Annotated in this window: 15 protein-coding genes and 1 tRNA gene; 9 read left to right on the forward strand and 7 right to left on the reverse strand. The window is 37.5% G+C overall.

Annotation, left to right across the window (positions count from 1 at the left end):
* Positions 1-110: 110 nt before the first annotated feature.
* The 7 genes from B7C41_RS11505 (at position 111) to B7C41_RS11535 (ending at position 8,016) form a co-directional block, all read left to right on the forward strand.
* Positions 111-2,237 carry an ABC transporter permease subunit gene (locus B7C41_RS11505; protein WP_085299462.1) on the forward strand — a complete coding sequence of 709 codons (2,127 nt, stop codon included), beginning with the start codon at positions 111-113 and terminating at the stop codon, positions 2,235-2,237.
* A gap of 14 nt (positions 2,238-2,251) precedes the next feature.
* Positions 2,252-3,889 (forward strand): phosphate ABC transporter permease PstA, encoded by a 1,638-nt coding sequence (gene pstA, locus B7C41_RS11510; RefSeq protein WP_085299064.1) that lies wholly within the window; start codon positions 2,252-2,254, stop codon positions 3,887-3,889.
* Between the two features lie 137 nt (positions 3,890-4,026).
* The gene (gene pstB / locus B7C41_RS11515) at positions 4,027-4,851 is read left to right on the forward strand and encodes a phosphate ABC transporter ATP-binding protein PstB (protein WP_085299065.1); all 825 of its coding nucleotides are present in this window, start codon (positions 4,027-4,029) and stop codon (positions 4,849-4,851) included.
* A 37-nt stretch (positions 4,852-4,888) separates the two neighbouring features.
* A complete protein-coding gene (phoU, locus tag B7C41_RS11520) occupies positions 4,889-5,596 on the forward strand; it encodes a phosphate signaling complex protein PhoU (RefSeq protein ID WP_085299066.1) in 708 nt (235 codons plus the stop codon).
* A 199-nt stretch (positions 5,597-5,795) separates the two neighbouring features.
* A complete protein-coding gene (locus tag B7C41_RS11525; RefSeq protein ID WP_085299067.1) occupies positions 5,796-6,476 on the forward strand; it encodes a TIGR00153 family protein in 681 nt (226 codons plus the stop codon).
* Positions 6,477-6,485: 9 nt separating this feature from the next.
* Positions 6,486-7,751: an inorganic phosphate transporter gene (locus tag B7C41_RS11530; protein ID WP_085299068.1), complete on the forward strand. Its 1,266-nt coding sequence runs from the start codon at positions 6,486-6,488 to the stop codon at positions 7,749-7,751.
* A 189-nt stretch (positions 7,752-7,940) separates the two neighbouring features.
* Positions 7,941-8,016, forward strand: a tRNA-Phe gene (locus tag B7C41_RS11535).
* A gap of 23 nt (positions 8,017-8,039) precedes the next feature.
* Here the strand turns inward: B7C41_RS11535 and B7C41_RS20235 are convergent.
* The 4 genes from B7C41_RS20235 to B7C41_RS11550 all read right to left on the reverse strand — a co-directional run bounded on the left by B7C41_RS20235 (position 8,040) and on the right by B7C41_RS11550 (position 10,779).
* On the reverse strand, positions 8,040-8,189 hold the full coding sequence (locus tag B7C41_RS20235; protein ID WP_169712439.1) for a hypothetical protein: 150 nt from the start codon (positions 8,187-8,189) through the stop codon (positions 8,040-8,042).
* 658 nt (positions 8,190-8,847) lie between these two features.
* Positions 8,848-8,946: a PEP-CTERM sorting domain-containing protein gene (locus B7C41_RS20675; RefSeq protein WP_085299069.1), complete on the reverse strand. Its 99-nt coding sequence runs from the start codon at positions 8,944-8,946 to the stop codon at positions 8,848-8,850.
* Between the two features lie 738 nt (positions 8,947-9,684).
* Complete coding sequence (locus B7C41_RS11545) at positions 9,685-10,284, reverse strand: Yip1 family protein (RefSeq protein WP_085299070.1); 600 nt, start codon at positions 10,282-10,284, stop codon at positions 9,685-9,687.
* A 213-nt stretch (positions 10,285-10,497) separates the two neighbouring features.
* Entirely contained in the window at positions 10,498-10,779 is a 282-nt protein-coding gene (locus B7C41_RS11550) for a hypothetical protein (protein ID WP_085299071.1), read from the reverse strand.
* 117 nt (positions 10,780-10,896) lie between these two features.
* Here B7C41_RS11550 and B7C41_RS11555 point away from each other — a divergent pair, with 117 nt between their 5' ends.
* Together B7C41_RS11555 and B7C41_RS11560 are read left to right on the forward strand one after the other, a co-directional pair.
* Positions 10,897-11,652, forward strand: a complete 756-nt coding sequence (locus B7C41_RS11555) for a DUF1223 domain-containing protein (protein WP_085299072.1) — start codon at positions 10,897-10,899, stop codon at positions 11,650-11,652.
* Positions 11,653-11,923: 271 nt separating this feature from the next.
* Positions 11,924-12,721 carry an alpha/beta fold hydrolase gene (locus tag B7C41_RS11560; RefSeq protein WP_085299073.1) on the forward strand — a complete coding sequence of 266 codons (798 nt, stop codon included), beginning with the start codon at positions 11,924-11,926 and terminating at the stop codon, positions 12,719-12,721.
* 193 nt (positions 12,722-12,914) lie between these two features.
* On the opposite strand, the gene B7C41_RS11565 is transcribed toward B7C41_RS11560, so the two are convergent.
* From B7C41_RS11565 to B7C41_RS11575, 3 genes are all read right to left on the reverse strand, one after another.
* Positions 12,915-16,490 (reverse strand): ABC transporter permease/M1 family aminopeptidase, encoded by a 3,576-nt coding sequence (locus B7C41_RS11565; RefSeq protein ID WP_085299074.1) that lies wholly within the window; start codon positions 16,488-16,490, stop codon positions 12,915-12,917.
* A gap of 10 nt (positions 16,491-16,500) precedes the next feature.
* Positions 16,501-17,376, reverse strand: coding sequence for an ABC transporter ATP-binding protein (locus B7C41_RS11570; RefSeq protein WP_085299075.1), 876 nt, complete (start codon positions 17,374-17,376; stop codon positions 16,501-16,503).
* 805 nt (positions 17,377-18,181) lie between these two features.
* Positions 18,182-18,904 carry a LytR/AlgR family response regulator transcription factor gene (locus tag B7C41_RS11575; protein ID WP_211279517.1) on the reverse strand — a complete coding sequence of 241 codons (723 nt, stop codon included), beginning with the start codon at positions 18,902-18,904 and terminating at the stop codon, positions 18,182-18,184.
* Positions 18,905-18,909: the final 5 nt, after the last annotated feature.

Raw genomic sequence — 18,909 nt, forward strand, 5'->3', positions numbered from 1 at the left:
TGGCCATTGCTTCCAAGTCAGGAAATTATCGTAAGGTTAAAAACTCATTAGCGAAATGGGTGATTACACTGGGCGGTATTAGTGTTCTATTTACTTTGGTTTTGATTTTCATGTACTTACTGTATGTGATTAAACCTATATTTGAGTCTGCAAAAGTTGAAGCTCACGCTCAGTTTGCTATTACTGAACCACAAAAGGTTTTATCAACCGGTGTTGATGAGCTACAAGAGGTTGCGTATAGTATTACGCAGCAAGGAACTATTAACTTTTATCAATTAGTTGATAGTTCACGCTATAAAGCAGGAGCTAAAATTCACTCACAGCAGCTTGTCGCTGATGGCGAAAAACTAGTTCAGCTGGTGAATGTTGGCCAAGAGCAAAAGTTACTGCTTGATAGTGCAGGTAATGTGCAACTAATTGCGCCGAATTTCACCTCAAATTTCGACAGTGGTGAAAGGGTCATTATTCCAAGTGTTCGTTATCCACTGGGTGAAGCATTTCTGCCTGTTGAAGAAAATAATGTCGCATTGAAAAAACTATCTTTTGCCATGGACGACGAAAAGGCTATTTTTGTTGGTTTTACGCAAGATAATCGACTGATTAAAACTAGCTTTATCGCCGAAGATGACTTTAGTTACGACACTGAATTTGAAGCCGAATATGAAGAAATTGATTATTCAGCCAAGTACGTTGATGATATTTTAGTGACGCCAGATTTAGCCATGGTATTTATTCGCGAAGCTGATCAAGTTGCTGTGTACTCACTCGATGAAGAAAGTGAATTAAAAGCGACTATCATTCCGCAATTAGCACAAAACAAATCATCGCCTAATCATATTACCTCAATGGCATTACTTTCGGGTGGTAGCTCAATTCTACTAGGTGATGATAATGGTCAAGTGAGCCAATGGTTTGAAGTTGCTAGCAAAGAAGGGCGTGAATTTAAAAATATTCGTCAATTTAAGGTAAGCGACAAAGAGCCAATAACGGCAATTTATACCGAACAATTTCGTAAAAGCTTTTATACTGAAACACCTTCTGGTGAAATGGGCATGTTCTATACCACCAGTGAAGCTGATTTATGGCGTGGTCAATTGCATCAGGGCAATGCACGAGCGTTTGCGATTGCCCCTCGCGCTGATGGCTTAGTGATATTTTCAGAACAAGAATTATCAATTTTCAGCGTGGAAAATGAGCACCCTGAAGTGACATGGCAAGCGCTGTGGCAAGAAGTTTGGTATGAAGGTTACCCTGAGCCTGAGTTTATTTGGCAGTCAACGTCAGGCTCAGATGATTTTGAAGCAAAATTTTCTTTAGTGCCTATTTCGTTTGGTACGATAAAAGCGGCAATGTACGCCATGATGTTTGCTGTACCTATTGCACTAACGGCGGCAATTTATACCGCTTACTTTATGACCCCAGGTTTACGCAGAAAAGTAAAACCGACCATTGAATTAATGGAAGCGCTGCCTACGGTTATTCTTGGTTTCTTGGCGGGGCTTTGGTTAGCGCCAATTATTGAAATATATTTGCCAGCGATTTTCTTGCTACTTATTTTTATACCGACATCGGTATTTATCACCGCGTTTGCTTGGCACAAACTTCCTAGAGCTTATAAAACTTTAATACCTGAAACTTGGGCGCCTATTATTTTAATCCCCGCAATACTACTAGCCGGAATTTCTGCTTTTGCACTATCACCTGTACTTGAATTGTATGCTTTTGGCGGTGATATAAGACAATTTATCACCAATGATTTAGATATCAGCTTTGACCAACGTAATGCTTTAGTTGTTGGTATTGCGATGGGCTTTGCTGTTATACCAACCATTTTCTCAATGGCTGAAGATGCTATTTTCAGTGTGCCGAAACATTTAACTAGTGGCTCACTCGCCTTAGGTGCTACGCAGTGGCAAACCTTAGTTAAAGTTGTATTACTTACCGCAAGTCCTGGCATATTCTCTGCCGTGATGATGGGGCTAGGGCGTGCAGTAGGAGAAACCATGATTGTATTAATGGCGACAGGTAACACGCCTATTCTTGACTGGAGTATTTTCCAAGGTATGAGAACACTCGCAGCCAATATTGCCGTTGAAATGCCAGAGTCGGAAGTGGGAAGTTCTCATTACCGTATTTTATTCCTAGCGGCATTCGTTTTGTTTGTATTCACTTTTGTATTTAACACGCTTGCTGAGTTTATTCGTCAGCGCTTGCGTGAAAAATACAGCTCGTTGTAAGAAGGGACAGTAACATGAATAATTGGTTTAAATCTGGCTCTCCTTGGGTTTGGTTGTCAGCAGGCGGTGTAAGCATTAGTTTGATTTCGGTCATTGGCTTACTGTGGTTAATTGCATCTCGTGGCTTAAGTTATTTTTGGCCTGCCGATATTTATCAGTTTGAAATGACTGATGAGCAGGGGATAAACACTACAGTCATCGGTGAAATTTATGATCGTGAAAATATTCCAACGTCACAGCTAGTGCATTTAAATCTTGATTTAGATACCTCAGTTGAATCCATTGAACGTCTGCTAATTAAAACCGGTAACCGTGAATTAGTGAGTTTAGACTTTCGCTGGATACTGGTACCACAAATTAGCCAGCAATCATTACCTGAAGACTTAGTGTTGATAGAACGCCGTACCAATGGCAATTTCTATGGTTATATAGAAAACATTATTCTTGATGGCAGAACTGTTGGATTAGAGAAAATGCCAGAACTGGTTGAGCGTGTTAGTGAATTCCAAGCAGAAATGGAAGAGCTACAAAAAGTTGATATAGGGGCAATTAACTATCAAATTGAGCGCACACGTTTAAAAGAGCGCAAACATAAGCTTGATGAAACCTTGACTCCTGAACTGCAGCTTGAGTTTAAAAATACCGTGGCAAGTTTACGTGCTGACTATGAAGTGCTTGAGCACGCGCTAATGGGCTTGCGAGAAAAAATTTCTCGTGACCAAATAGTGATGCGTGCGATGGACGGCCAGAAAGTTACTATTAATTTTGAAAACATACTTAAAATCAACTTTAACAATCAGTTGACTTTGTTTGGCAAGATTAAACTTTTCTTTAGTCAAATAGGCTCATTTATTAGTGATGATCCTCGCGAAGCCAATACTGAAGGTGGTGTTTTTCCAGCAATTTTTGGTACCGTGTTGATGGTATTGTTAATGACAGTAATTGTTTCGCCATTAGGCGTAGTTGCAGCAATTTACTTACATGAATATGCTGGAAATAATGCCTTAACTAAATTGTTACGTATTGCGGTAATTAACCTTGCTGGCGTACCTTCTATTGTTTATGGCGTATTTGGCTTAGGCTTCTTTGTTTACATGGTAGGTGGCAGTTTAGACCAATTGTTTTATGCCGAAACACTACCAAGCCCAACCTTTGGCACGCCAGGGGTAATGTGGTCGGCTATTACACTAGCTATTTTGACTTTACCTGTAGTTATCGTTTCAACCGAAGAAGGTTTGTCACGTATTCCTTCAGCGATGAGACACGGTAGCTTGGCGCTAGGTGCGACGAAAGCTGAAACCTTATGGCGTATTATATTACCTATCGCAAGTCCTGCGATTATGACCGGTATTATTTTAGCAATAGCGCGTGCTGCCGGTGAAGTAGCGCCACTAATGTTAGTCGGTGTTGTGAAGATGGCGCCAAACTTACCACTTGATGGCAACTTTCCGTTCTTACATTTAGATCGTAAGTTTATGCATTTAGGCTTTCATATTTATGATGTTGGCTTTCAAAGCCCGAATGTTGAAGCGGCAAGACCACTTGTTTACGCTACGGCATTATTGCTAGTGAGCATTATAGTCGCGTTGAATATGACGGCAGTGTCGATTCGTAACCGCTTACGTGAAAAGTATCGCATGCTAGAGCACTAGTTGTATTTGCCCAACTAGCATAACGCTTAAGAAAACTCGTAAAGTGCTTAATTTATTTTTAGCAAATGATTAAGTGCAATGAACAAGATTAACGGCATTATAAGCCCAATGACAAAGTTAGATTTAAAGAGAACACTATGATTTCTGTTACGCCAAAAAATTTATCAGAGCACAATGTTAAACTCGATCTTAACAACCTTTCGCCAGAGCAAGTGGCGCTCGAGATTAGGAACCTAGATTTATATTATGGTAACAAGCAGGCCTTGCAAAACATTTCAATGTCGATCCCAAAAGGGCAAGTAACGGCGTTTATTGGCCCAAGTGGTTGCGGTAAATCAACATTGCTGCGTTGTATTAACCGGATGAACGATTTGGTTGATACTTGTAAAATTGAGGGTCAAATTAACCTTCATGGCGAAAATATTTACGACCGTCACACTGATGTTGCGGCATTACGTCGTAAGGTTGGTATGGTGTTTCAGCGTCCGAACCCATTTCCTAAATCAATATATGAAAATGTGGTTTATGGCTTACGTATTACTGGCGAAAACAATCGCCGCGTACTTGATGAAGCGGTAGAAAACGCTTTACGTAGTGCCGCACTTTGGAATGAAGTAAAAGATAGATTACATGAAAGTGCTTTAGGTTTATCTGGTGGTCAGCAGCAGCGTTTGGTTATTGCCCGTGCGATAGCCATAAAGCCGGAAGTATTGCTACTTGATGAACCAACATCAGCGCTTGATCCGATTTCAACATTGACTATTGAAGAGTTGATTAACGATTTAAAGAAACAATTTACCGTAGTGATTGTTACGCATAACATGCAGCAGGCTGCTCGTGTTTCTGATCAAACAGCATTTATGTATATGGGTGACTTAATTGAATATAGTGACACTAACACTTTATTTACTACACCGTTAAAAAAGAAAACTGAAGATTATATTACCGGCCGTTATGGTTAATTGACCATAACACTGAAGATAGACAGAGGATTTTACCGTGGATAATTTAAATATTGGTCGTCATATTTCTGGCCAATTTAATGAAGACTTAGAGCGTATTATTAATCATGTTATGCACATGGGGGGATTGGTGGAGAAACAGTTAGCAGATGCATTAACATCAGTTTGCGATGCTGATGAAGAGCTCGCTAAAAAAGTGCTAGAAAATGATTATCAAATTAACAATGCAGAAGTCAGCATAGATGATGAATGCACACGTATTATTGCTAAACGACAACCTGCAGCTGGTGATTTACGTTTAGTGATGGCCATTGTTAAAACTATTACAGACTTAGAGCGTATTGGCGATGAAGCAGGGAAAATAGCGAATGTTACGTTAGAAAGCTTGTCGGGTAAGCATAAAGATTTATTGTCAAATTTAGATAATTTAGGTCGCCATGTCTTAACGTTTTTACAATCGACATTAGATGCTTTTACTCGCATGGATTATGATGCTGCAGTAAAAGTACACAAAAGTGATGATAAAATAGACCGCGAATATGAGGCATTAATGCGCCAGCTAATGACCTATATGATGGAAGATCCGCGCTCAATTCCGCAAGTGATGAGTGTGATTTGGTCGGCACGAGCGTTAGAGCGTATTGGTGACCGTTGTCAAAATATCTGTGAGTATATTATTTACTTTGTTAAAGGTAGAGATGTGCGTCATACCACAGCTGAAGATTTTCAGTCACTCTCTAAATAGCAAAGAGACACAATAATTTCAATAATGAAATATGAGTTCCTGAATTATAAATAGTGGTTATACTTTAAAGCGAACTCTTAATAGCTAATCATTCTATAAACAGCCTGTATCTTGATATAAACCATTTGAATTAACTTTCAAATGGTTTAATATCCGCGGCGAATAACAATAAAGAGCTTATAGCTCCTGGAAACTAATTATGGCCAGAAATTCAATACTCGGTGTATTTGCAAAATCACCAATAAAGCCAATAGAAAAACATATTCGATTGGTAACAAAGTGTTGTAATCAACTAGTCCCTTTCTTCGCAGCAATAACTGAGGAAGACTGGAGTACCGCAGGAAAAATTCGTACGAAAATATCTAAATTAGAACGTGATGCTGATGATTTAAAGCGTCAAATTCGTTTAGAGCTACCGGGCGGTTTATTTATGCCGGTCGATCGTGCTGATTTATTGGAGTTACTAACGCAACAAGACAAAATTGCTAACCGTGCAAAAGATATTGCCGGGCGTATTTTTGGCCGAAAGTTGACGTTACCAAAGCCGTTACAAGAGCAATTTATCGCTTATGTTGCGCGTAGTGTTGATGCTGCTGAAAAGGCTGCCGATGCTATTAATGAATTGGATGACTTATTAGAAACAGGATTTCGTGGTCGTGAAGTTGAATTGGTTAATAAAATGATCAGTCAATTAGATCAAATCGAAGATGATACTGACGGCATGCAAATAGCATTACGTAAAGACTTGCTAACAATTGAGAAAGAATTAAATTGTGTCGACGTAATGTTTTTATATCAGATCATTGACTGGGTTGGTGACTTAGCCGACCTTGCCGAGCGTGTTGGTGCACGTTTAGAAATACTTTTGGCTAGAAAATAAGGCTCGTTCATGGATATTATACTCGCAAATGGCTCAACGTTAGTCATGATTGCTGCTGCCGTAGGCTTTTTTATGGCATGGGGCATTGGCGCTAACGATGTTGCTAATGCAATGGGAACATCGGTTGGCTCGAAAGCGTTAACAATTAAACAAGCGATTATTATCGCTATGGTGTTTGAATTTGCCGGTGCATATTTAGCCGGTGGTGAAGTAACGTCAACTATACGTAAAGGTATCATTGACCCTGCGCTTTTCGTCGACATTCCAGAACTATTGGTTTACGGCATGATCTCAGCATTATTAGCCGCAGCTACATGGTTATTAGTTGCATCCGTTCTTGGTTGGCCTGTATCGACTACCCACTCGATAGTTGGTGCTATTATCGGCTTTGCTGCTATTGGTGTTAGCCCTGATACTGTTGCTTGGGGTAAAGTCGGCGGTATTGTTGGCAGTTGGATTATTACGCCACTTATTTCAGGTGTTATAGCTTTCTTAATCTTTAATAGTGCACAAAAGCTTATTTTTGATACAGATAAACCATTAGTTCAAGCACGCCGTTGGGTACCACTTTATATGTTTTTTGCTGGTTTTGTATTGTCACTAGTGACCATCAAAAAAGGCTTGAAGCATTTAGGCTTAGATATTGATTCAACAGACGGCTTTATTTATGCTGCTATTGTTGCCGCTATTGTCGCAATGATAGGTAAATACTTTATCAGTCGTTTGAAGTTTGATGAGTCAGCGGAAAAAACGACGCATTACGCGAATGTTGAAAAAGTATTTGCTATTTTGATGATAGTAACTGCATGTTGTATGGCATTTGCTCACGGTTCAAATGATGTTGCCAATGCGATTGGTCCTTTAGCAGCAGTGGTAAGTATCGTTGATAACGGCGGTGAAATAGCGAAAAAATCAGCGCTAGTTTGGTGGATCCTTCCTTTAGGTGGTTTCGGTATTGTTGCGGGTCTTGCATTATTTGGCCATAAAGTTATTGCGACTATTGGTCAAGGCATAACACACTTAACGCCGAGTCGTGGTTTTGCTGCGGAATTGGCTGCTGCTTGTACTGTGGTTATCGCTTCTGGTGCTGGCTTACCTATATCAACAACACAAACCTTAGTCGGTGCAGTGTTAGGCGTAGGTATGGCTCGAGGTATTGCTGCTATTAACTTAGGTGTGGTACGTAATATTGTTGTATCTTGGGTAATTACATTACCTGTGGGGGCCGGCCTTTCAATTGTCTTCTTCTGGATAATGAAAGCGACATTTAGTTAGCGAACTGATTATAAAATCATCGAGTTAAAGCCAGCCAAGTTGCTGGCTTTTTTATGGCTTATAGCTGATTAAAATATTAATTAAAAAAACTCGTAAAATGGCTTGCGGGCTTAGTTAAATCACTATATTATGTCGCCTCTTTCGAGACAAAAGCTTAACTATCTAAGCTGTTTGTTAATTAAGATTAGTGCCTTGATAGCTCAGTCGGTAGAGCAGAGGATTGAAAATCCTCGTGTCCCTGGTTCGATTCCGGGTCAAGGCACCATATTTTTAAGAAGTCATCTAAAGCTATCTAAAGCCATCTAAGCCATCTAAGCCATCTAAGCCATCTAAGCTATCTAAGCCATCTAAGCCATCTAAGCCATCTAAGCTATCTAAGCCATCTAAGCCATCTAAGCCATCTAAGCCATCTAAGCCATCTAAGCCATCTAAAGTCATCTAAGCTATCTAAAGTCATCTAAGCTATCTAAAGTCATCTAAGCTATCTAAAGTCATCTAAGCTATCTAAAGACCAGATTATTAATATAAAAGACTAATGTAACGAGCAACAATAGTTTATTAAAATAGTATTTTTAGTAACTCTGAGAAAATCAAATTGTTTTTTAAGTTGAGGCGATGCTAACTCACAACAGAAAGTGCTCATAATAGGGTTTAATCTGTGTATTTATGAACTTAGTGACAATAACAACATTATCACTATTAGCTAATAATAGGTGAGCATAAAGCTGACTACCTTCATTAAAAGGCAAGTAAAGTCGAGAGTTTTGGTATTAGTTAGATACCTGAGAATACTTTCTTGATAACTGTTTTTGCAATAATAAAAGAAATACATATGAGTTAGCAAAGGTCACAATTTGAAATATTTCTTACCTAACCTGAGCGTGGAATAATAAGTAGGCTTTAATGGCACTAATGTAGACTGTACCTTTGTAATACACTGAAGTTGCAGTGTTTTTATTGTTGCTGTTTCAATCTTAGGTTGCTTAGCTAAAGATCGAGAGCGAAGTACAAACTAAAATAAATAGCAAGTAATAAAAAAGCACCGATAAATGGTGCTTTTTTATTACTCGAATGTAAGAGGATTAATCAGATTAGCTTATTGTCTTTTGGTCTTACGTGATGCTAGTCCTATAATAGCCAATGCGAATATAGCAAGTGTTGATGGCTCAGGTACTTCGTTTGTTTTTATATACATAATGTTTTTTAAATTTGGGGTTCTGTTAGTCGTCTGTACTCCATCAGTTTAAACGCTTTCAGATGTATCACCTGAATTAGAGTTACCAACACCCCAGCTTGTATTATTTACCGGATTTCCTCCGTCACCATTTACAATAAGACCAGCGTCCCAGATACCGTCACCTTGACTAAATGAAGTCCCTGATGTTGTCCAATCAAAATTATTTTGATTACTGCTATCACTCCACCACCAAGTTCCATTAATTGTAGATTCAACACCATTATGATTAATTAACCATTTAACTGCAGAGCCAGTTGTAGCAGACTCTGTGAATCTGTCCTTAATAAACTCTTATTTTTCATGTGTTATAAAACTTCGCTAGTGCTTAAATTTAATGGTGTAAAGTAATCCGACATTCAAGCTTTTGTTTTTTAGATGGTTTATTGTTTGTTGAAAGTAACATTATATTGAGAAAGATTGGTAGTTAAGCCTGCTCATCGTATTAGAAAAAATTACAAAATATAAGCTTATTGTGATGTGTTGCGTCAGGCTTATAGCATGATGACAAGAAAGAAGCCCCCATAGATAAATACATGGCTGACTAATAAGAGGTAAAAATATACGAAGTCATTATTTATTGGTTAGTTATCCTCCTTTATCTATAGTTCAAGCTAGCTATTTATCAGTAAGTATAAAAATCCCGCTTAAAAGCGGGATTTCTTATTTGCTGTGGGCAATGATAATATAAATCTTTATTTAGCTAACGTATTCAACCGCTAAACCTGAACTAAAGACAACAGCACTTACTGCCATTAAAGCAACAATCAGTACTAAGCCGCAGGTTACTACAGAGCTTGAATAAATAAAGCCCTTTTCTTCTGGGATATTCATCATTATCGGCACGCCAGAATATAACAAATAAACTGAATAACTCAGCGCTGCTAAACCAGCAAGTGCGACAAACCAAAGCACTGGAAATAATGTGGTTAGTCCAACCATTAGCAATGGAGTTGCAGCATATGCAGCTAACTCTAATGACTGTGTGAAGTCAGGTTTTGAGTCAAATGTTTTCGCCATCCACTGAATTAGTGCAGCTAAAGCAAGTACTCCACAAATTAATCCTGCATACATTGCTATAGACATAAATATAGCGTTAGATTCTGTGAGTTTTATTGGATCACCAGCACCAATAGTCCAACCGATATGCGCTGCTGCGTAGTAGCCACAAATGGCAGGGATTAGTGAAATTGTTAGGATATGAACCATTGAATACATCAAACTTTCATGACGTTTCTCGATAGTTTGCCACTCTTTTTTAGGTGCAGTATAAAGCCCCCAAATATGATTTAAAATCATGATATATACCTCTTTCTGTCCCCAAAAATAATGCAGATTTATTTAAAGATCTGCTACTTTTTATACAATCAACATTTTCTATTTTTTATTGTTGATATTATATTTATGTAAGATGGTGAGAGATTCGTCAAGGTCTGTTTGATAATTAAGCTAAATTAGTTTTTTTTAGCCATCTATCAGTCTGATATAGCAATTATTTCTCAGAAAATGTGATCAGCATACTTTAATACGAACTATTTTCATAATTTCAATTTCAAAACCTGCTACGACTTCATTGGCTGGATAATAGGTCAAATTGACCTGTTGGTTTTTTAATGATTTGTAGAGTTTCTTACGGCGATATTTAAACGGTACATCGAGACCTTTTATCATGATGGTATTAAGAAACCATTCATCAACTTCACGTTGAACATGAGAAACAACCGTTTTTTGTTCACTATGGACAAGTGCTTGGTGTCTCTCTGTTAATGCTCTAGCGTCAGTTTTTTTACTCATAATACTTACTCTTATTGCCCTAAAAGTATCTATTGGGTTTATTATATTAGCAAATGATGAAATTTTATTTCAGCTAAATGTTTCTTTTTATTTATATCTTTTAAAGAGAAGTTATAAATGAGTTACAAGTTTTTCAGTATTATTTTATTTGTTTATTTATATTCTGCGTTAGCCAATGCGAAGACTATTATTAGCCCTGAGCATCAAGTTAATTTAGTTGAGGTGTATAGCTCACAGGGATGTAGCAGCTGTCCACCGGCAGAGCGCTGGTTAGGGCAGTTTATTAATGCACCCAAGTTATTTACTTCATTCATTCCAATTAACTTTCATGTTGACTATTGGGATTACTTGGGTTGGAAAGATCCATATGCCAATGCTAAATTTACCAAGCGCCAACGCCGTTATAATATCCTAGGTCATGCAAGAACGATCGCAACACCAGGGTTTATTGTTAATGGTAAAGGCTGGGAGGGCTGGTTTAGAGGGCAAAATTTACCAATAAATAATGATAAGAAAGTAGGTCGGTTAACGATAAATCTTGAAGAAGACACTGTCAAAGATATCAGCGTTGCCGATATTAAATTTGCTGCAATAGCTAATGCACCAAATAACGGGCGTGTGCATTTGGCTGTTCTAGCTTTTAATCAAAAGACCTCGGTTATACGCGGTGAAAACAGAGGTAAACAACTACCACATGACTTTGTTGTTATTGGTTATGAAACCGAAAAAGCACAGCGAAAAAATAATTATTTTACGGCTAAACTAACTTTACCTAATGTAGAGAAATTTCAATCAGTAAAAAAAGCATTAGTGGTTTGGATTTCAAGTGACGAAGACCCAAGCCCGATACAAGCAGCAGGAGATTGGCTTTAAATGAATTTAATGTTGGTATATGTAACTGCTCGTGGTGCAAATGTGTTTGTAATTGGTTTTTCATAGCAGACACTATTTATAAACGAGTGGCTACCTAAATGTTTTACTTGAACGATAAGCTAATTGCAGCACACCCAATGGCGCAATGTTTTATTTAGTGAAAAAAATTGCGCAGATCCGAAAACTAGAACTTATTCAGAGATTTTTTTTTAACCTCGCTATACTAGCAGGCCGTTGAGAGTGATAACTAAGTGTCAGGTAGCTTGTAACAATGAGCAAATCAATTCTTTTTCATACTATTTTCCCGCATAAAACCAGCAGGGTGTGGGTCGTTTTTGTTCATGGTGCTGGTGGTAGTTCAGCGATATGGTTCCGTCAGCTCAGAGCTTATCAAAAAGAATATAATGTTCTTTTGCTCGATCTTCGTGGCCATGGGAAGTCGGGGCATCTCGTTAAAACGTTTGTTGATGGTAATTACTCATTCAACAAAGTATCTGAAGATATTATTGATGTTTTAGATCACAACAACATTGCTAGCGCGCATTTTGTTGGTATCTCTTTGGGTACTATTATCATTCGTAATATTGCTGAAATTGCCCCTGAATACGTTTCAAGTATGGTTTTAGGCGGCGCTATTACGCGTTTTAACACCCGCAGTAATACCTTAGTGTACCTCGGGAATTTCTTTAAGCATTGTTTACCATACATGTGGTTATATCGTTTATTTGCTTTTATTATGATGCCGAGAAAACGCCATAAAGAATCTCGACTTTTATTTGTTCGTGAAGCAAAACGTTTGTGTCAGAAAGAGTTTCTTCGTTGGTTTAAGTTGGCTATGGACGTTAACCCTTTAATGCATCATTTTAAAGAGAAAGAAATTGATATTCCTATTCTTTATATTATGGGTAAAGAAGATCACATGTTTCTTGGGCCAGTAAAAGAAATGGTTCAAAAGCATAAAAACAGTTTATTACATACAATTAGCAAGTGTGGTCACGTATGTAATGTTGAAAACCCAGATGTTTTTAATCAACACTCATTAGCTTTTATCGCTCGGCAGGGTAACTAACGTTTTACTTACAGAAAGTAGAATGATTGATATTAACAAGCAGTGCTTAATTTGTTAGCTTGACTTGTTAATACCATACAGTGTTTTGAAACGTTTGATTGGTATAAAAATAGAATTATATAACTAAGAAAGTAGTAAAACAGACAAAAGTCACTAGCATATGTGTGACTTTTATCTAGCTAATAGAAAAGTGTTATAGACGATAAATATTGTCAGCACTGTCTCTATCAATGAGTTTTACAAAAGGGTCAATCCCAACATATTTAGGTATTTCCTTAACCACCAAATTAATAATGTTCTTACCAGTTTTAATTGGGTGTTTATCTAAATAAATAACAATGTTTTCAGCAGATAAATCTTCGGGATCTGCGTTGAATAACCCGATATCAATCATGTCAGAAAATTCTTCTTCGGTTTCTAGGCCTTGCCCGTCAGCTCGTTTTAGTGAAGCGTCAACCGTGATTGTGATATCAAATTGTCCATCTTCCCTTTTAGTTGCTTCAACGTTAGAGGTTTTAAGATCATAAAGCGTTATATGTTCAAATAAGCTACTTACAAAGGCTTTTTCGCTATCGTTATTCTCTTGATTAATAAATGCCATTAAGTCTATTGTGGTTGGATATGGTGTGCTTTGATATTTAAATTTAGCAAGAAAATCAGCTAATGCTTTATTTAAACGTTGTTCACCCATTCTATCTTTTAGCGACATCATGACCACTGAACCTTTGCGATAGTGAATATATTGTTGATTTTCACTGCGCATTAATGGCATTTCTTCAATAACCTCGACACTACGCCCGCGAAGGTAACGATCTAACTCGTATTTTAAAAATTTACGAATTTTCTCTGGGCCGTATTTTTTCTCCATCACCATTAAAGCAGAATATTGCGATAAACTTTCCGAAATAATAGCACTACCTTGTACATTGGCAGCGCCTACTTGATGGCCCCACCACTGATGAGCAACCTCGTGCGCCGTTACATAATAAACAGGATCAATGTTTTCAGGATCTCGTAAATCAGTAATGAAGCCTATATTTTCAGAATATGGCACGGTATTAGCAAAGCTTTGTGCAAACGAGCGATAACCAGGAAACTCAATAATACGCATTTGCTTATGCTGATAAGGGCCAAATTGTTTAGTGAAGTAATCAATAGAGTCTCGAACTGATTCAATCATACGGTCGACATTCATGTGATGATCTTGGTGATAATAGACTTCAATGTCTATACCTTTATATTGCTCGCTCTTCTTTTTTAAACGTGCAGACATGAATGAATAGAAGTTAACCATTGGTGCATTCATTTTATAATGAAATATACGGCGACCATTTTCTACCTTTTCACTTTGAATATAACCTGGCGCAATCGCGAATTGGTCTTCACTGGTTGAAACAGTGGCTTCAAAATCAATAAACGTGACACCTTTGCCAAAGAAGCTTTCATTGTAAAATTTCGATTCTTCTAGCTTATTGGCTCGTTGAATCGGTGCTAAATCACGCTTTCTACGTTCATGTCTGTCGGTTATTTGCCAGTCTGAGCGATAGCCAAATGTAGGGAAAAGTTCATAGTTATCTATGAAAGTACCATTCTCGACTAAAGTAAGGTCGTTACCGCCATCAGTAAAGCCTTGATGCTTTCTATGAACCTTTAATTGTCCTGTTCTTGATTCACCTGGTTGTAAAGGCCTATTAAATTCGAACCATGCGGTGTTGTATTTATCATTAAACTCTTTAACTTCACCACCATCAATGATGACTTTCCAGTCTTTAGAAAATCGTGGTTGGGAAACTAAAAATCGAGTGATTTCCTTGTCACTCTTATTAATAACGGTTATATCTGCCGTTGCATTAATACGACGCTCGCTTGGGTATATATCCACTTTTGCATGGGTTTTAATAATGGTTGGAATTTCATCATTTCTGTATTGAACATAAGCTTTTTCGTAATCGGAACGAAGATCTTCCAAATCGTCTTGAATAACGAATTCGTTTAATACACGTGTGTTGTAATGAATATAACTACCTGCACCAACAAATAGAGCTATACCTACCAACAGAGCAACTTTTCCAGAATTACCAATATAATAAGCGATATTTTTGATGCGTGCTTTTAAAGACTGAGCAGGGCCCCTATGCCATAATGCGTAAGTCAACACCGATAAAATTATCGACATTCCCAACCAATACAACATATACCATGAGTGCGTGCCAAGAAAGGTACCATATTTATTAATATCAGAATAGAGTACTTGCGGCGCACCAGAAAACTGGAACATATTGTGATTAAAGCCGAAGTTACTTAATACAATGGTTGAAATGATGTAAAGAACAAACAGCATCATGCCAACGTACTTATTTGGGCTAACGACCTGCAAAAAGAAGGCAAGTACTGCTGTCATCATCAGTGGGATTAAATTAACGTAGCCGAGTCGGATAATATATTGAGATAATTCTAAATTATCATAGCCACGAACTAGTTGGTTTAAAATAGTAACTGAAATACCAAAAACATAGAGTAATGCAAGTACTAAACTAATCGCAATAATTTTTGATAACCAAAATGTAATGTTGTTTACTGGGGCAGAATCAACAATATCACCCATACCAGAATCACGCTCACGCCATACAACTTCTGCACTGTAATAGGCTAACACTATCATCATTAACAAGCCCGTTGAGCCAGAAATTAACTGAACCATGGTTTGTGTAATAGGCCAATTTGGTGTGCCAAATAGTTCTCTTGGGTCAATTAACGGCGCAACCAATGCAAAAACAGTAAACGCACCTAAAACAAGAAATGGCGCGCTAAAAATAACTTGTTTAATTTCAAATTTAATTCTTAAAAGTAAGTGGGCTGCGGTTTTAACTCCCTGGCTTTTAAAATTTACTTTGTTATTTAGTATGTGGTCAGCGTAATCTTCAACCGCTTGCTTTTCTTTTTTCTTGGCTTTGTCTTTGGTCAGCTTTACCTTACGAGTAAAGCCGCCAAATGCGGCCATAATTATCATACTTGCTACTAACCATACTATGCGATTTTGCAACAATAATCCGCTAAGCTCAACGGTAGTATTGTTCTTATCAAACATTGTCCAATACCGAGTGACTTCGCTAAAAGTGTTGATGGCGAATGGGTCAGCTAATGCAACAATAGTGCGATATTCAGGGTCTGAAAATAACTGCCCGGCAACGGTATATAAAATAAAAAAACCAACAGCGACAAGGTAGACCGCCATCATGCTTCTAAAACGAATCGCGACAGCATAGAACATACAAGACAATACGAATAGTGTCGGCAGTGCTAGATAAAAGTAGGCGGTTAAGTAGTAAGTTAAATTTGTGTCACCTAAACGCTCGGTGTCAACCCAACCTGCTAAACTGCCTAATGTGGTACCAATGAATATGCCTAGAGGTACAAAAGAAAAAATTGTTGCTACCATCGCAAACGAACCCAAAAAGCGACCAAGCTGGTAGCTGATAGGATTTATAGGTTTACTGTAGAGGAGCTCAGACATTTTTGTCGTATCATTTCTAGTTGCGGTACTTGCAACAAAATTGACCACCAAAAACATTGAAAAAAGTCCCATAATGACGAGGGTTTGTGCGATTGAAAAAGGACCGTTATAAAGTACATTACCACCGCCACCAATTTGTACGTTGTCACTTACTGTGGCAAAAAATGTCAGCAAGAAAAAAATCAAGCTGGTGACATAAAAAGATGGCTGACGAATAAAGTAACGCCATTCAAACATAAACATTTTAGCTAACATAGCAAGCTCCTTATGTTGCGTTACGATGAGAGTGAAGCGTAGAAAAATAGACATCTTCTAAATTTGCTGGAGTCGTTTCAAAGCCAGAGGGTGTTTGCTCAGCCATCACGTGAATAATAGTTTGCCCTGCAAATAAACGTTTTGAAATAACCGGCATTGACTTTTCAACCTCAATAGCCTCTTGCTGACTCATGGTTTTACGCCAAATTTGTCCGTTAAGTTTCTCTGTTAGTTCAATTGGATTGCCTTCAAGTAATATTTGGCCTGATGCTAATACTGCCATGTTAGGACATAACTCAGAAACATCATCAACAATGTGCGTAGAGAGAATAATGACTTTTTCTTCACCTAAACTGACCAATAAATTATGAAATCTATTCCGCTCTTCAGGGTCTAAACCTGCGGTGGGCTCATCAACCACGAGTAGGTCAGGATCGCCTAGTAGGGCCTGGGCAATACCAAAGCGTTGTCTCATTCCTCCTGAAAAGCCACTAACTGCTTTCTTTTTATGCTGATATAAGTTTGTATGTGCTAACAAACCATCAACAGCCTCTTTACGCTCGGCTTTATTGCTAACTCCCTTTAATATCGCCATATGATCAAGCAAGTCATAGGCACTAATACGTGGATAGACACCAAAGTCTTGTGGCAAGTAGCCTAGGCGCTGACGCAAACTCTGTGGGTCATCGAGTACATCAATACCATCAAATGTGATTGAACCGCTATCTGCACTTTGCAGCGTTGAAATAGTTCGCATCAATGAAGATTTACCTGCTCCATTAGGACCTAACAGCCCATACATTCCTTTAGGGATATCTAAAGATACGTTGTTAAGTGCATGAACACCGTTATCATATGTTTTCGACAACTCTTTAATTTTTAACATTGTTACTCCTTGATTATATTTATTTTTATTATATTAACTAATCATTTCTTATTGGGTGGATTATTACAAGCGAGATAGGGTTTATTTTGTTACTTCCTGTGTTTTCAGTTATGTGAATAGCAAAACCACTTGAAAATACAGCTTTAGGTGGCTGAGTGTTGCTATTTTGCTTTCGTTGCTCTGTACTTACGGCTCGCATTAGGCGTTTGTAATATTATCAAGGTATGAAAAATTATGCTTTAATGATGAGTACTATGCTTGAACAGAAATAGTCGCAAGAAGATTAAAATTAGTTGAAATTTTGAGATTGTTTTACAGCCATTTGCCTTTATTTATATAAAGGCAGAGTTTTGTTATGTGGTTGTTCCACAGGAAAAGGTGATAAGACGGTAAAAATTTTCAACAAACACTGCTAAAAAAGTTTCACTATTTATTGCCTATATAGAGATGGATATTTAGCGTGTGCAGGATGCAGGAGCTGTAAGATACATTTGATCAGAATGACTAGCCTCAATTAAAACGCTTTTGTATTGAACGGAATTTGACCACAAAGGTTCAACAGACCTGAGGAAATTTAGTTTTATTGTAAATAATCAAAGGTCTCTAAATATGATTATGATAAAATTTAACTAATCCGAAATGTTATCGTGAAGAGGTTAATTGAATGTCGAGCCAAAAATTGTTAGCACCAATTTTTTCATTTCTAAAGTGTTAAACCTAGCGGAAGGAATAGATGGAGCCTGGAAACCTAAGTATTGTACTTATTGACCACCTTATTTTTGAGCTAAATGTAAATATGTGCAAGTTAAGTTATTGACAACAAGTTATTCTCTATTAAATGTCGTATATTGCCTTTATATACTCTGCCTATAGGCAGTGAAGTATCATCGAGTTTTATTTCATTAGCACTGATTAATGTCATTGCTTGATGAGCAACAATGTAAGATCTGTGTATACGGCTAAAATCTTCCTTAGGTAACAGTTTCTCAAAATCTGAAATTTTCATCTGGCTTAATATATGTCGATTTTTTAGATTAACCGACGTGTAGTTACCTTCAGCTTTAATGTAGTCAATGTCACTCAAGGCTACTTTATGATTTTTCTTCTCATCTTTAATAAAAATACTTTTATCAATAGGTAAATCTGTTGAGGATGTGGGCTCTGGAATTGTTGATATGTTGCCCATGACTTTTTGAATTGACTTAAAAAAGCGTTCAAAGTTGAAGGGTTTAAGTAAGTAGTCGGCAATAGTATATTCGTAGCTTTCTAAAGCATGTTCTTTATGGGCCGAAATAATGATAATTTGTGGCGGATTGGCTAATGTTTTTAAAAACTCAAAACCATTCAATTTCGGCATATTAATATCTAAAAAGATTAAATCGACCTGTTGAGTTTTAAGTAAGGGCAGAGCTGACATGGCATTATGGCAATTACCTATTAGTTTCATGTAATCGAGTTCATCGGCAAACTTTTCAATTAAAGTGTGGGCTATAGGTTCATCATCAATAATTAAGTAGTTTATTTGCATAATGT

It is taken from the genome of Cognaticolwellia mytili (genome assembly GCF_002104475.1).
GTDB classification, from domain to species: Bacteria; Pseudomonadota; Gammaproteobacteria; order Enterobacterales; family Alteromonadaceae; genus Cognaticolwellia; species Cognaticolwellia mytili.

Excerpts from the sequence above, each read along its gene's own strand:
- B7C41_RS11570 (WP_085299075.1), bottom strand. The coding sequence starts at position 17,376 with ATGTTAAAAATTAAAGAGTTGTCGAAAACATATGATAACGGTGTTCAT.
- B7C41_RS20675 (WP_085299069.1), bottom strand. The coding sequence starts at position 8,946 with ATGTATATAAAAACAAACGAAGTACCTGAGCCATCAACACTTGCTATA.
- B7C41_RS11555 (WP_085299072.1), top strand. The coding sequence starts at position 10,897 with ATGAGTTACAAGTTTTTCAGTATTATTTTATTTGTTTATTTATATTCT.
- pstA (WP_085299064.1), top strand. The coding sequence starts at position 2,252 with ATGAATAATTGGTTTAAATCTGGCTCTCCTTGGGTTTGGTTGTCAGCA.
- B7C41_RS11530 (WP_085299068.1), top strand. The coding sequence starts at position 6,486 with ATGGATATTATACTCGCAAATGGCTCAACGTTAGTCATGATTGCTGCT.
- B7C41_RS11550 (WP_085299071.1), bottom strand. The coding sequence starts at position 10,779 with ATGAGTAAAAAAACTGACGCTAGAGCATTAACAGAGAGACACCAAGCA.
- B7C41_RS11505 (WP_085299462.1), top strand. The coding sequence starts at position 111 with ATGTACTTACTGTATGTGATTAAACCTATATTTGAGTCTGCAAAAGTT.
- B7C41_RS11575 (WP_211279517.1), bottom strand. The coding sequence starts at position 18,904 with ATGCAAATAAACTACTTAATTATTGATGATGAACCTATAGCCCACACT.
- B7C41_RS11545 (WP_085299070.1), bottom strand. The coding sequence starts at position 10,284 with ATGATTTTAAATCATATTTGGGGGCTTTATACTGCACCTAAAAAAGAG.
- pstB (WP_085299065.1), top strand. The coding sequence starts at position 4,027 with ATGATTTCTGTTACGCCAAAAAATTTATCAGAGCACAATGTTAAACTC.
- B7C41_RS20235 (WP_169712439.1), bottom strand. The coding sequence starts at position 8,189 with ATGACTTTAGATGGCTTAGATGGCTTAGATGGCTTAGATGGCTTAGAT.
- B7C41_RS11525 (WP_085299067.1), top strand. The coding sequence starts at position 5,796 with ATGGCCAGAAATTCAATACTCGGTGTATTTGCAAAATCACCAATAAAG.
- B7C41_RS11560 (WP_085299073.1), top strand. The coding sequence starts at position 11,924 with ATGAGCAAATCAATTCTTTTTCATACTATTTTCCCGCATAAAACCAGC.
- B7C41_RS11565 (WP_085299074.1), bottom strand. The coding sequence starts at position 16,490 with ATGTTAGCTAAAATGTTTATGTTTGAATGGCGTTACTTTATTCGTCAG.